Source organism: Achromobacter sp. AONIH1 (genome assembly GCF_002902905.1).
Classification (GTDB): domain Bacteria; phylum Pseudomonadota; class Gammaproteobacteria; order Burkholderiales; family Burkholderiaceae_B; genus Achromobacter.
In genome coordinates this window covers 913899-926824 of sequence record NZ_CP026124.1, presented here as the reverse complement: position 1 = coordinate 926824, position 12926 = coordinate 913899, and the positions used below count along the sequence as shown (strand labels likewise).

At 68.1% G+C, this 12926-nt stretch carries 12 protein-coding genes; 8 read left to right on the top strand and 4 right to left on the bottom strand.

Annotation, left to right across the window (positions count from 1 at the left end):
• Window positions 1–3: 3 nt before the first annotated feature.
• The gene (locus C2U31_RS04225) at window positions 4–714 is read left to right on the top strand and encodes an ABC transporter ATP-binding protein (RefSeq protein ID WP_103271707.1); all 711 of its coding nucleotides are present in this window, start codon (window positions 4–6) and stop codon (window positions 712–714) included.
• A 148-nt stretch (window positions 715–862) separates the two neighbouring features.
• On the top strand, window positions 863–1756 hold the full coding sequence (locus C2U31_RS04220) for a DMT family transporter (protein ID WP_103276250.1): 894 nt from the start codon (window positions 863–865) through the stop codon (window positions 1754–1756).
• A 7-nt stretch (window positions 1757–1763) separates the two neighbouring features.
• Here C2U31_RS04220 and hemB read toward each other — a convergent pair whose 3' ends face one another.
• The gene (gene hemB, locus C2U31_RS04215; RefSeq protein ID WP_103271706.1) at window positions 1764–2780 is read right to left on the bottom strand and encodes a porphobilinogen synthase; all 1017 of its coding nucleotides are present in this window, start codon (window positions 2778–2780) and stop codon (window positions 1764–1766) included.
• Window positions 2777–3400 (bottom strand): ribosome biogenesis GTP-binding protein YihA/YsxC, encoded by a 624-nt coding sequence (gene yihA / locus C2U31_RS04210; RefSeq protein WP_103271705.1) that lies wholly within the window; start codon window positions 3398–3400, stop codon window positions 2777–2779. Before yihA ends, hemB begins: the two co-directional genes overlap by 4 nt.
• Before the next feature lie 215 nt (window positions 3401–3615).
• On the opposite strand from yihA, the gene C2U31_RS04205 reads away from it, so the two are divergent.
• The 3 genes from C2U31_RS04205 (at window position 3616) to ccsB (ending at window position 7864) form a co-directional block, all read left to right on the top strand.
• On the top strand, window positions 3616–4317 hold the full coding sequence (locus tag C2U31_RS04205) for a cytochrome c (RefSeq protein WP_103271704.1): 702 nt from the start codon (window positions 3616–3618) through the stop codon (window positions 4315–4317).
• Between the two features lie 111 nt (window positions 4318–4428).
• On the top strand, window positions 4429–6507 hold the full coding sequence (locus tag C2U31_RS04200; protein ID WP_199770951.1) for a cytochrome c biogenesis protein ResB: 2079 nt from the start codon (window positions 4429–4431) through the stop codon (window positions 6505–6507).
• Between the two features lie 7 nt (window positions 6508–6514).
• Complete coding sequence (gene ccsB / locus C2U31_RS04195) at window positions 6515–7864, top strand: c-type cytochrome biogenesis protein CcsB (protein ID WP_103271703.1); 1350 nt, start codon at window positions 6515–6517, stop codon at window positions 7862–7864.
• A gap of 93 nt (window positions 7865–7957) precedes the next feature.
• Here the strand turns inward: ccsB and C2U31_RS04190 are convergent, their stop codons facing one another.
• Window positions 7958–8122, bottom strand: coding sequence for a lipoprotein (locus C2U31_RS04190; RefSeq protein ID WP_233772643.1), 165 nt, complete (start codon window positions 8120–8122; stop codon window positions 7958–7960).
• A 55-nt stretch (window positions 8123–8177) separates the two neighbouring features.
• Between C2U31_RS04190 and cyaY the strand changes: the two genes are divergently transcribed.
• Window positions 8178–8507: an iron donor protein CyaY gene (gene cyaY / locus C2U31_RS04185; protein ID WP_103271701.1), complete on the top strand. Its 330-nt coding sequence runs from the start codon at window positions 8178–8180 to the stop codon at window positions 8505–8507.
• Between the two features lie 135 nt (window positions 8508–8642).
• Here cyaY and C2U31_RS04180 read toward each other — a convergent pair whose 3' ends face one another.
• Complete coding sequence (locus tag C2U31_RS04180; RefSeq protein WP_103271700.1) at window positions 8643–11087, bottom strand: penicillin-binding protein 1A; 2445 nt, start codon at window positions 11085–11087, stop codon at window positions 8643–8645.
• Between the two features lie 114 nt (window positions 11088–11201).
• Here C2U31_RS04180 and C2U31_RS04175 point away from each other — a divergent pair, with 114 nt between their 5' ends.
• Window positions 11202–11843 (top strand): shikimate kinase, encoded by a 642-nt coding sequence (locus tag C2U31_RS04175; protein ID WP_103271699.1) that lies wholly within the window; start codon window positions 11202–11204, stop codon window positions 11841–11843.
• Window positions 11840–12916 (top strand): 3-dehydroquinate synthase, encoded by a 1077-nt coding sequence (gene aroB, locus C2U31_RS04170; protein WP_103271698.1) that lies wholly within the window; start codon window positions 11840–11842, stop codon window positions 12914–12916. Before C2U31_RS04175 ends, aroB begins: the two co-directional genes overlap by 4 nt.
• Window positions 12917–12926: the final 10 nt, after the last annotated feature.

Here is a 12926-nt window from a genome sequence, read left to right as displayed (position 1 = left end):
GAAATGCTGAAACTTGAATCCCTGCGCGTGTCCTATGGCGCGATCCAGGCCGTGCGCGATGTGTCGCTTGAGATCCGCACGGGCGAGATCGTCACCATCATCGGCGCCAACGGCGCCGGCAAGAGCACGCTGCTCAAGGCCGTGGCCGGGCTGGAACCGGCGCAGGACGGTCGTATCACCTTCATGGACCGCGATATCACGCAGCTGCCGGCGCACCAGCGCGTCGGGCTGGGCCTGGCGTTGTCGCCGGAAGGGCGCGGCGTGTTCGCCGACCAGACCGTCTACGACAATCTGCTGCTGGGCGGCTATGCGCGGCGCAAGGATCGCGATGCCATCGCGGCCGGCGTGGAGCGGGGCTATGCGCTGTTCCCGCGACTGCGCGAACGGCGCGACCAGCTGGCCGGCACGCTGTCCGGCGGCGAGCAGCAGATGCTGGCGATGGCGCGGGCGCTGATGTGCGAGCCGCGCCTGCTGTGCCTGGACGAGCCCTCGCTGGGGCTGGCGCCGCTGATCGTGCAGGACATCTTCGCGGCCATCCGGCAGTTGCGCGACGACGGACTGACGATCGTGCTGGTGGAGCAGATGGCGAACCAGGCGCTGGGCGTGGCCGACCGCGCCTATGTGCTGGAGACCGGTCGCGTCACGCTCAGCGGGACCGGCGCGCAGCTGCTGTCCGACCCGAAGGTGCGCGCGGCCTACCTGGGATCGCATTGAGCCCGACGGGCCGCCGCGCTACCATGTCGGCGGCGCCGCGCGGGCGGCGCTCTTCATCCGCAACCCACCCTACGCGCAGGCCGACGCCGTGACGTCCCCAACCCTTGATGCGGGCAATGACCGCGTCGGCTTCATCTATCTGCAACTGCTGTTCGTCATGGCCACGTGGGGCCTGAACATCGTCGCGGTCAAGTACCTGACGCAGTACATGGACGCGCGCATCCTGGCGGCCGTGCGCATCGTCATCGCGCTGCTTGTCGTCACCCTCATCATCAAGGTGCGCGGCGGCCGCATCCCGAAGCTGACGCGCGCGCAGCTGGGCTGGCTGGCGCTGGCGGGATTCCTGGTGGTGTACGCGCACCAGGCGGCGCTGGTGGCGGGGCTGGGCCTGACCTCGGCCGCCAATGGCACGCTGATCATGGCCACCAGTCCCTTGCTGTCGGCGGTGCTGGCCGCGGTGTTCTATCGCGAGCGGCTGACGCCGGCGCGCGTGTGCGGCGCGCTGCTGGGCCTGGCCGGCGTGGCGCTGGTGGTGCTGGGCAGCGGCAAGGCCCTGGGCGCGGCCGGCTGGGGCGATGCCATGGTCTTCCTGGCGGTGGTGGTGTTCGTGTGCGGCGGGCTGGTGATCCAGCGCATGTCGCGCAGCATGGCGCCGCTGGCCATGCTCTGGTACATGTACCTGGCCGGCGGGCTGATGCTGGCCGCGCACGCGGGTACGGCGCCATCCACCTACCGGGCCGAGTCCTGGAGCATGGCGTGGTGGCCGTGGCTGGTGCTGATGTTCTCCGCCGTGGTGGCCTCGGGCATCAGCAACATCCTGTGGAACGGCGGCATCGCGCGGCTGGGCATCAGCCGCGCCTCGTTGTTCCTGAACTGGCTGCCGATCTTCGGCCTGCTGTTCGCGGCGCTGTTCCTGGGAGAGAAGGTGGGCGCCACGCACGCGGCCGGGCTGGCCTGCGTGCTGGGCGGCACCTGGCTGGGATTGCGGCGCGGCGCCAGCCCGGCGGGCGCCGCCGGCGAGCCGGGCAAGGCCCGGCCCTGAGCGCGGCTCAGCGCGGGCGCGAGAGCAGGCGCGCGGCCTCGATGGCGAAATAGGTCAGGATGCCGTCGGCGCCGGCGCGCTTGAACGACAGCAGCGCTTCCATCATGACCTTGTCGTGGTCCAGCCAGCCATTGGCGGCGGCGGCCTTGATCATCGCGTACTCGCCGCTGACCTGGTAGGCGAAGGTCGGCACGCGGAAGGCGTCCTTGACGCGGCGCAGCACGTCCAGGTACGGCATGCCGGGCTTGACCATGACCATGTCGGCGCCTTCCTGCAGGTCGGACGCCACTTCGCGCAGCGCCTCGTCCAGGTTGGCCGGATCCATCTGGTAGGCCATCTTGTTGGACTTGCCCAGGTTGGTGGCCGAGCCCACGGCGTCGCGGAACGGGCCGTAGAACGCGCTGGCGTACTTGGCCGAGTAGGCCATGATCTGCGTGTGGATGTAGCCGTTCGCTTCCAGCGCGCGGCGCACGGCGCCGATGCGGCCGTCCATCATGTCGCTGGGCGCGACCATGTCCACGCCGGCCGCGGCCTGCGTCAGCGCCTGCTTGACCAGGATCTCGACGGTGGGCTCGTTGACCACGTAGCCGTTGGCGTCGATCACGCCGTCCTGGCCGTGGCTGGTGTACGGGTCCAGCGCCACATCGCACAGCACGCCGAGTTCGGGGTAGCGTTCCTTCAGCGCGCGCACCACGCGCGGGATCAGGCCGTCGGGATTGGTGGCCTCGATGCCGTCGGGCGTCTTGAGCGCGGGATCGATGGCGGGGAACAGGGCCAGCACCGGGATGCCCAGCGCCACGCATTCCTCGGCCACCGGCAGCAGCGTGTCCAGCGAGTAGCGCACCACGCCCGGCAGCGAGGGCACGGCCTGCTGCAGGCCTTTGCCTTCGGCCACGAAGACCGGGTAGATCAGATCGTTGACCGTCAGCGCGTTCTCGCGCACCAGGCGGCGGGTGAAGTCGTCGCGGCGCAGGCGACGGGGACGGGAAACCGGGAACTCAGGGGCGATGATCTGCGGGTTCATGGTACGACCTTGGGGGAAATCCAATTCTCGATGTGGGAGGCGGCCTCTTCCAGGCCGATGCGCTCGGTGGCCGAGAAGGGGATGGTGTGCAGCGCGCCGATGTCCGCGAGATCCTTGCGGACCGCGAAGATGGTGCGCATGCGCTGGCCATACGGCAGTTTGTCGGCCTTGGTCAGCAGCGCCAGCACCGGGCGTCCGGTGGGGGCGATGAAATTGGCGAGGCGGCGGTCCAGCTCGGTGACGCCGCGGCGGATGTCGATCAGCAGCACGATGCCGGCCAGCGATTCCCGGTCGCGCAGATAACCGCCCAGGATGTCGGCCCACTTCTCCTTTTCGTTGCGGGCCACCGACGCGTAGCCGTAGCCGGGCAGGTCGACCAGGAAGCCGATGTGGCCTTCGGGGTCCAGCGGATCGGGCAGGCCGAACATGTTGATCAGCCGCGTGCGGCCCGGCGTCTTGCTGGAGAAGGCCAGCCGGCGCTGGTTGCACAGCACGTTGATCGCCGTGGATTTACCGGCGTTGGAACGGCCGACGAAGCAGACTTCCGGCGCGCTGGCGGCCGGCAGCTGGTCGAGGCGGGCCGCGGAAGTGAGGAAGGAGGCGCGATGGAGGAGGGACACGACAGGGCTTTTGGGTGCGGTTGGTTTCAGCCCCTATTGTATAATCCGGCGTTTGCAACAGTGGTCCCGTGCGCGGAGCCGTCTTTTTTGCCCACTGCCAGCAGCGGTTTTCGGCAGGCAAAACTGGCAGAACAGGTTCGTTACGGCTTTCCAGGGTGTGCGGGCAGGCGTGGGCGCCATTTGCGCCTTGATCGTGCGATTGTCGCGAGGTCTTCATGAAGCGTGTGCTGTCCCGGATGTTGGTTGCGAGCGGGCTGTTGCTCGGCGCCTCCGCCTTATCTACCGCCAGTTTCGCCGCCGAGGGCGCGGCCGGTCCGGCCAAACCCGATGCTGCCAAGGGTGGCCAGCTGTTCGACCAGGGAGACGCCTCGCGCGGCATCATCGCCTGTGCCTCCTGTCATGGCGCGGCGGGCAACAGCACCATCCCGGTGAACCCCAACCTGGCCGCGCAACCCCACGAATACCTCGTCAAGCAGCTGACCGACTTCCAGGTCAAGCAGGGCGCCAAGCTGCCCGTGCGCAATGGCGCCGGCGGCAATCCGACCCCCATGACCGCCATGGCGCAGAACCTGACGCCGGCCGACATGCAAAACATCGCGCTGTACCTGGCGCAGCAGCCGCTCAAGCAGCCCGCCACGGCTGGCCAGGAGAAGCTGGTTGATCTGGGTCAAAAGATCTGGCGCGGCGGTTTGCCCGAACGCAACGTGCCGGCCTGCGCGGCATGCCATTCTGCCAATGGCGCCGGACTTCCCGGCCAATACCCCCGTCTGTCGGGCCAGTTCCCGATGTACATCGAAGAGCAGCTCAAGCTGTTCCGCAGCGGCGACCGCGCGAATGACGTGATGCACGCCATCGCCGATCGCATGTCGGACGCCGACATCAAGGCCGTGGCCGACTACGCCGCGGGCCTGCGCTAGCGGACCATCCCGCGCGCGGCTCGTCCGCGTCGTCAACACGGGCGCGAGGAACCAGATCGCCTCGCGCCAGTCTATGAGGGGGGCAGCCGACAGCGCGGTCCCCCTTTTTTCATGAATTCGACCCGTACCCATACCCGTCCCTCCCTGCGCAGCCTGCCCGGCGACTTTTTCGAGTTGCTCGGCTCGATGCGCTTTGCCGTCAGCCTGCTGATGTTCATCTGCGTGGCCAGCGTGGTCGGGACGGTGCTGCAGCAGAACCGCTCATCCAGCAACTACATCGACCAGTTCGGTCCGTTCTGGTACGAGGTGTTCGACAAGTTCTCGATCTGGCATGTCTACAACAGCTGGTGGTTCCTGCTGATCATGGCTTTCCTGGTGGTGTCGACCACTGTCTGCCTGATCCGCAACGCGCCCAAGATGCTGCGCGACGCGCGCTCGTTCCGCGAGCACGTCCGCGCCAGCAGCCTGCGCGCGTTCCCGCACCGCGTCGAAAGCCAGGAACCCACCGACGTGCCGAGCACGGTGACGGGCCTTAAGACGCTCCTGGGACGCTTCGGCTACGCGGTGCGCGAGCGCCGGGACGGCGACGGCGTGCTGCTGGCGGCCAAGAAGGGCAGCGCCAACCGCCTGGGGTATGTGTTCGCTCACGCGGCCATGGTCATCATCTGCATCGGCGGGCTGCTCGACAGCGAATTGCCGGTGCGGCTGCAGGTCATGTTCGGTGGCAAGAAGCCCATCGTCGAGAACATGCTGATCTCCGAGGTGCCCGAGAGCGGCCGGCTGTCGGTCAACAACCCGAGCTTCCGCGCCAGCGTGCTGGTGCCCGAGGACGGCCAGGCCTCCACCGCCGTGGTCATGGTGGGCGACGGCGCGCTGGTGCAGCCCATGCCCTTCACGCTCAAGCTCAAGAAATTCGTCGTCGATTACTACTCCACCGGCATGCCCAGCCGCTTCGCCAGCGAAGTGGTGGTCACCGATCCCGACACCGGCAAGAGCTTCGAGTCCACCATCGAGGTCAATGAGCCGCTGCGCTTCAAGGGCATGACGGTCTACCAGTCCAGCTTCGATGATGGCGGCAGCACGGTGGCGCTCAAGGGCTATCCGCTGGTGGGCGCGGGCGACGCGACCTTTACCGTGGACGGCACCGTGGGCAAGACCACCGAAGTGTCGGCCCAGACCGCGCGCGGTCCGCGCAGCATGGGCGTGGAGATCACCGCGCTGCGCCCGATCAACGTCGAGGACCTGACGCGCGGCGACCCCAAGGGCGGCAACCAGAGCTTCGCCGAGCACGTGGCCTCGGTGGCTGGCAGCGCCGCCGGCAAGAAGAACGAGAACCTGCGCAACGTCGGCCCCAGCGTCGAGTACAAGCTGATCGACGACGCCGGTCAGGCGCACGAATTCCAGAACTACATGCTGCCGGTCGAACTGGACGGCGCCACGGTGTTCCTGGCCGGTGTGCGCAACAACGCGTCCGAGTCCTTCCGCTACCTGCGCATCCCGGCGGACGACGACAGCTCGGTCGCCGAATTCATGCGCCTGCGCGCCACGCTGGCCGATCCGGCGGCGCGCCAGGAAGCCGCGCGTCGCTTCGCCGAGCGCAACAGCCCGTCGGGCGCCGACCGCCAGCCGCTGCAGACGGCCGCCGAGCGCGCGCTGGAAACCTTCGCCGGCGGCGGCCTGCAGGCCGTGGCCGCGTTCCTGCAAGCCAACACGCCGCCCGCCGACCTGGAGCGCGCCGCCGACGTGGTGATCCGCCTGATCGGCGCCAGCATGAACGAGCTGCGCGCCATCGAGCGCGAGCGCGCCGGCCTGCCGCCGGTGGCGACCTCGGGTCCGGACGGCGAGCGCGCGGCGGTCTGGTCGCGGCTGGCCGTGGCGGCGCTGTCGGACCTGACGGTGTATCCGGCCCCGGTTTTCCTGTCGCTGGCGGACTTCAAGCATGTCCAGGCCAGCGTGTTCCAGGTCAGCCGCACGCCGGGCAAGCGCGCCGTCTACCTGGGCAGCCTGCTGCTGGTGCTGGGCGTGTTCGCGATGTTTTATATTCGTGACCGCCGCATCTGGATCTGGGTCAAGCCGCAGGATGGCGGCAGCGGCATCCTGGCCGCCATGACATCGCAGAAGCGTACACTCGACTTCAACCAGGAGTTCGAGCGGTTCAAAGCGGCGCTGCTGCGCCAGAATAGGTCCTGAGGGTTCCATGTCCACGACGACCACCACCACGCATTCCTCCTCGCCTGAAACGCTGTGGCAGGACGGGCTGTCCGAAACCGGCGACAGCCGCGCCCAGCGCGGCCGGCCCGACTGGACCGACCTCGTGTTCTTCCTGCTGCTGTCGGCCGGCGCGGGCTATGCGCTCATGCGCCATGGCGGCGCCATGGACTACTACGAGAAGATCATCCTTTGCGGCACCGTGCCGGCGCTGGCCTGGCTGGGCTGGCTGTGGCGTCCGCTGCGCGGCTTGATGGTGGCCTGTGCCATCGCGGCCGGCGTGGCGCTGATGCTCTACGGCAACGACCTGGCGCGCGCCGAGCAGGTGTTCTTCCTGAAGTACCTGTTCTCGTCGCAATCCGCCATCCTGTGGATGAGCGCGCTGTTCGCGCTGGCCATGGTCTGCTACTGGATCGGCTTCTTCAGCCCCACGGCCGCCTGGCTGGGCACGGCGCTGACCTGGGGCGCGGTGTTCGCCGGCACCACCGGCATGCTGGTGCGCTGGCGCGAAGGCCACCTGATGGGCCCGGACCTGGGGCACATCCCGGTCAGCAACCTGTATGAAGTGTTCGTGCTGTTCGCGCTGATCACGGCCCTGTTCTACCTGTACTACGAACGCAAGTACGCCACCCGCGCGCTGGGCGGCTTCGTGCTGCTGGTGGTGACCTCGGCGGTGGTGTTCCTGCTCTGGTATTCGTTCACGCGCGACGCCGGGCAGATCCAGCCGCTGGTGCCGGCGCTCAAGAGCTGGTGGATGAAGCTGCACGTGCCGGCCAACTTCATCGGCTACGGCACCTTCTCGCTGGCGGCCATGGTGGGCTTCGCCTACCTGGTCAAGCAGCACGGCCAGACCTCGTCCTGGCTCAAGCTGGCGCCGCTGTTCGTGCTGGGCGTGCTGCTGTGCGCCGAACCCATGGTGTTCCGCTCGGAAGGCCTGTCGGCCACCTGGATGCTGTATTTCGGCATCGGCGCGGTGATCGTCGGCGCCATCCTGCTGGGCCGGCGCCGCATCGCCGCCGCGCTGCCGTCGCTGGAGGTGCTGGACGACATCATGTATCGCGCCATCGCCATCGGCTTCGCCTTCTTCACGGTCGCCACCATCCTGGGCGCGCTGTGGGCGGCCGACGCCTGGGGCGCCTATTGGCAGTGGGATCCCAAGGAAACCTGGGCGCTGATCGTCTGGCTCAATTACGCGGCCTGGCTGCACATGCGCCTGATCAAGGGCCTGCGCGGCACCATGGCGGCGTACTGGGCGCTGACCGGCCTGCTGATCACCGGCTTCGCCTTCCTGGGCGTGAACATGTACCTGTCGGGCCTGCATTCCTACGGCCAGCTCTGATCGGCCGGGATTGCGCCCAGCAAAAAGCCCCCATGCGGGGGCTTTTTGTTGTCTGCCGCGCCTGGCTGCCCAGGCGCATGCCGTCCTGGCGCGTCAGGGCAGCGCGGGGGCGGGCGGGATGATCGGCTGCTGCTGTTTCTGCTGCTTGGCGGTCGACGGCGGCTTGCCATCGGGCGTCGGCATGTATAAAGGACCCTTGTAACCGCAGGCCGCGACCAGGCCGGTCGCCACGAGCGTGGCTACAATGCGAAGAGCCATGCGGCTATATGCCAATTGGGACACTGGGAACTCCGTAATTCTTGCAGGCTCGATTATGACCGAAACCGAATTTCTTGCGTTGATCGACCAGGTGCTGAACAGCATCGAAAGCCAGGCCGATGACTGGGCGGCTTCGCTCGATGTCGATGTCGAGACCAGCCGCAGCGGCAATGTGCTGACGATGGTGTTCGAAGACAACACCCACGTGGTGGTGAACAGCCAGGCCGCCATGCAGGAGCTGTGGGTCGCGGCGCGCAGCGGCGGGTTCCATTATCGCTTCGACGGCCAGCACTGGAATGACACGCGGGGCGGTCCGCAGCTGCCGGATGCGCTGTCGCAGATCTGTTCGGCCGCCGCCGGCGTGCCGGTGACGATCCGCCTGTAGCCGTTCCCGCGAGGCATCGCGCCGTCCGCCGCGCGGGCTTCTCTCGAAGCCGCCGCCCGACCGGACGCGAACACCCGTCGGGCGGCGGCCCGGCCATGAAAAAGCCGGCTCTGTCAGAGCCGGCTTTTTTCACGATCAGAACGGTATCTTCTGCGACCAGGGGGCGTTGCCCTGGGCGCCGACGCCCGGCGCCACCTTGATGCTGTTGTCCTCGCCGCCGCCGCCCAGGCCGTTGAGGAACTCGCCCAGCGTGTCGGCTTGCGGCAGGCCCAGGCGGGCCACCGCCTGTCCCGGCGGGAATTCCGAGAAATAGTATTCGCCGTTCTCGACGATGATGCCGTCCGGGCGGGGGCGCGGCTTTTCCTCGGGCACGCCCTTGAGCGCGGTCTGCATGTAGTCCACCCAGATCGGCATGGCGACGCCGCCGCCGGTCTCGCGCGAGCCCAGCGACTTGGGCTGGTCGAAGCCCAGCCACGAGGTCGCCACTAGCGAGGGCGTGTAGCCCGAGAACCAGGCGTCCACCGATTCGTTGGTGGTGCCGGTCTTGCCGGCGATGTCGTTGCGCTTGAGCAGCACGCGCGCGCGGGCGGCGGTGCCGTAGGTGGCCACGCCGCGCAGGATGTCGTCCATGATCCAGGCGGTGCGCGGATCGATGGCGCGGGCCGCCGCGTCGCCGGCCACGACCGGCTTGGACTGCATGATGACCTTGCCGTTGCTGTCGGTCACGCGGTCGATCAGGTAGGGCGTGATGCGGTAGCCGCCGTTGGCGAACACCGCGTAGGCGCCGGCCACCTGCAGCGGCGTGACCGAGCCCGCGCCCAGCGCCAGCGGCAGCACCGCCGGCTGGCGGGCCTTGTCGAAGCCGAAGCGGGTCAGGTAGTCCTGGCCGTACTGCGGGCCGATGGCCTGCAGGATGCGGATCGACACCATGTTCTTGGACTTGTACAGGCCCTGGCGCAGCGTCAGCATGGGCTCGTACTGGTTGCCGTAGTTCTTGGGCGTCCAGGCCTTGGAGCCGGTCTGGGCCGCCGAAAGCTCGAACGGCAGGTCGGAGATCTGCGTGGCCGGCGTCAGGCCGCGTTCCAGCGAGGCGGCGTAGATGAAGGGCTTGATGTTCGAGCCCGGCTGGCGCCAGGCCTGGGTCACGCGGTTGAAGTTGCCGCGATAGAAGTCGAAGCCGCCCACCATGGCGCGGATGGCGCCGTCCTGCGGCGACAGGGCGACGAAGGCCGCCTGCACGGCCGGCAGGTTGATGATTTCCCAGTTGTCGCCGAACTTGCGGATGTAGACCACCGAGCCGCGCTTGATGCGCTGTTCGGGCTTGGCCTTGTCGTTCAGCGCGCGCGCCACCACGCCCAGCACCTTCTTGTCGGTGATGGTGATGATCTCGCGCGAGCTGCGCGCCAGCTTCACCTCGGTGGGGCTGGCCGACAGCACCAGCGCGGTCAGCAGGTCGCCGCTGTCGCTGAACTTGTCGAACACGCCATCCAGGAAGTCATCCAGCGCCTGCGGGTTGCTCTCGGTGCCGGCGGGCAGGTCGAGCTGCTCTTCCGGACCGGGGTAGGGCGCGCGGCGGGTGTATTCCAGCACGCCCTCGCGCACGGCGCGGTAGGCGGCTTCCTGGTCCTTGGACTGGACCGTGGTGTAGATGTTTAGGCCGCGCGAATAGACGTTGTCCTGGTACACGTTGAACAGCAGCTGGCGCGCCAGCTCGGCCACGTATTCGCCGTGGATGGCGTAGCCGCCGGCGGGCGTCCCTTCGGCCGACTTCATCACGATGGGCTGGGCCATCGCCTGCTTGTACTCGGCCTCGGTCAGGTAGCCCAGCGACTGCATGCGGCCCAGCACGTAGCGCTGGCGCAGCTCGGCGCGGGGGCGGTTGGCGATCGGGTTGAAGCGCGACGGGGCCTTGGGAATGCCGGCCAGCATGGCGGCCTCGGCCGGCGTGATGTCCGACAGCTGCTTGCCGAAATAGGTGCGCGACGCGGCCGCGAAGCCGTAGGCGCGGTGGCCCAGGTAGATCTGGTTCATGTACAGCTCAAGGATCTGGTCCTTGGTGAGCTGGGACTCGATCTTGAATGTGAGCAGCAGCTCGTAGAACTTGCGCGAGTAGGTCTTTTCCGACGACAGGTAGAAGTTGCGCGCCACCTGCATGGTGATCGTGCTGGCGCCCTGCGTCTTGGACATGTTGACGAGGTTGGTCAGACCGGCGCGCACCACGCCGACCCAGTCGATGCCGCCGTGCTGGTAGAAGCGGTCGTCCTCGGCCGCCAGCACCGCGGACTTCATCACGTCCGGGATTTCGTTGAAGCGCAGCACGTTGCGGCGCTCTTCGCCGAACTCGCCGATCAGCACCCGGTCCGCCGTGTAGACGCGCAGCGGCACACGAGGGCGGTAATCCGTCATGGCGTTCAGGTCGGGCAGGTTGGGCCAGGCCAGCGCCAGCGCCATGCCGGCCAGCAGCACGCCGCACAGGAACAGGCCCGCGCAGAAAATGCCCGCCTTGACGAAAAATCGCAGGAACGGCGAACCGCCTTTGGCGGGCTTGTCTTTCTTGGAGGAATTCTGGGGCTTGCTCATCGCGGCGATTTTACGGGTATCTCAGGTCCCGCCTGGGAGCGGGAAGCCGGTTTCTGTAACAATATCGTTCAGTGTGGCGCGCGGGCAACTGGCGGCAATGTGATAATTGCCGTCATGAACGTATCCGCAAGCTCATGTCCGGAGGCTGACCCGGACCTGGCGCCCTCCGGCGAGGCGCCCGAACTCCAGCCCTGCGCCGCCGAATGCGCCGGCAAGGCCGTGACCCTGCCGCATGACCTGCCCGTGTTCCTGGTGGGCATGATGGGGGCGGGCAAGACGACCATAGGCCGCAGCCTGGCGCGCGCCTTGGGGCGCGACTTCGTCGATCTGGATCATGAGCTGGAGGCGCGTTGCGGCGTGCGTGTGCCGGTAATCTTCGAAATCGAGGGCGAGGCCGGTTTCCGTCGCCGGGAATCCGCCGCACTGGAAGAGTGTACCCAACGGCGCAACATTATTCTCGCCACCGGCGGCGGCGCCATCCTGGCGCCGGAAAACCGCCAGCGGCTGCACGAGCGCGGCATCGTCGTCTATCTGAGGGCCAGCGTGGACGAATTGTTCCGCCGCACCTGCCGCGACCGCAACCGCCCGCTGCTGGCCACGGCCGATCCCAAGGGCACGCTGCGCGACCTGATGACCCGCCGCGAGCCTTACTACCGCGAAGTCGCCGACCTGGTGGTCGAGACCGGTTCCACGCCCATCCAGACCCTGGTCAAGGGTCTGTTGCCGCAATTGCAAGCTTTCGAGAAGCGCATATGAATGTAGTCGAGGTCGACACTCCCGGGGGCAGCTACCCCATCCATATCGGCCCCGGCCGCCTGGACCGCCTGGATCAATGCATCCCGGCCGACGCCACCGCCATCGCCGTGGTCACCAACCCGACCGTGGCGGCGCTGTACGGCGAGCGCGCCGAGGCGGCGCTGGCGCGTACCGGCAAGCGCGTGCTGCGCATCGAGCTGCCCGACGGCGAGTCCTACAAGGACTGGCAGTCGCTCAACCTGATCTTCGACGCGCTGCTGTCGCAGCGGCTGGACCGGCGCTGCGTGCTGGTGGCGCTGGGCGGCGGGGTGATCGGCGACATGACCGGCTTCGCGGCCGCCGTCTACATGCGCGGCGTGCGCTTCCTGCAGGTGCCGACCACGCTGCTGGCGCAGGTCGATTCCTCGGTGGGCGGCAAGACCGCGGTCAACCACCCGCTGGGCAAGAACATGATCGGCGCGTTCTACCAGCCGGTGGCGGTCGAGATCGATACCGACGTGCTGAACACGCTGCCGGCGCGCGAAGTGTCGGCCGGTCTGGCCGAGGTGATCAAGTACGGCCTGATCCTGGACCCGGAATTCTGGGCCTGGTGTGAACTGAACGCGCCCAAGCTGCGCGCGCTGGATCCGGACGCCGTGACCTACGCCATCCGCCGCTCCTGCGAGCTGAAGGCGCAGGTGGTGGGCAAGGACGAACGCGAGTCCGGCCTGCGCGCCATCCTGAACCTGGGCCACACCTTCGGCCACGCCATCGAGGCGGGCCTGGGCTACGGCGCCTGGCTGCACGGCGAGGCCGTGGGCTGCGGCATGGTGCAGGCGGCCGAGCTGTCGGCCGATGTGGCGGGCTTTGCGCGCGCCGACGTCGCGCGCGTGCGCGCGCTGGTCGAAGGCATCGGCTGCCCGGTCACCGCGCCCGACCTCGGCGCCGACCGCTGGCTGGACCTGATGCAGGTCGACAAGAAGACCGAGGGCGGCTCGATCCGCTACGTGCTCATGACCCGCATCGGCGAGGCCGTGACCCGCGCGGCGCCCGACGAGGCGGTGCGCGCCGTATTGGCCCGGACCACCGGCTAGACCGACAACC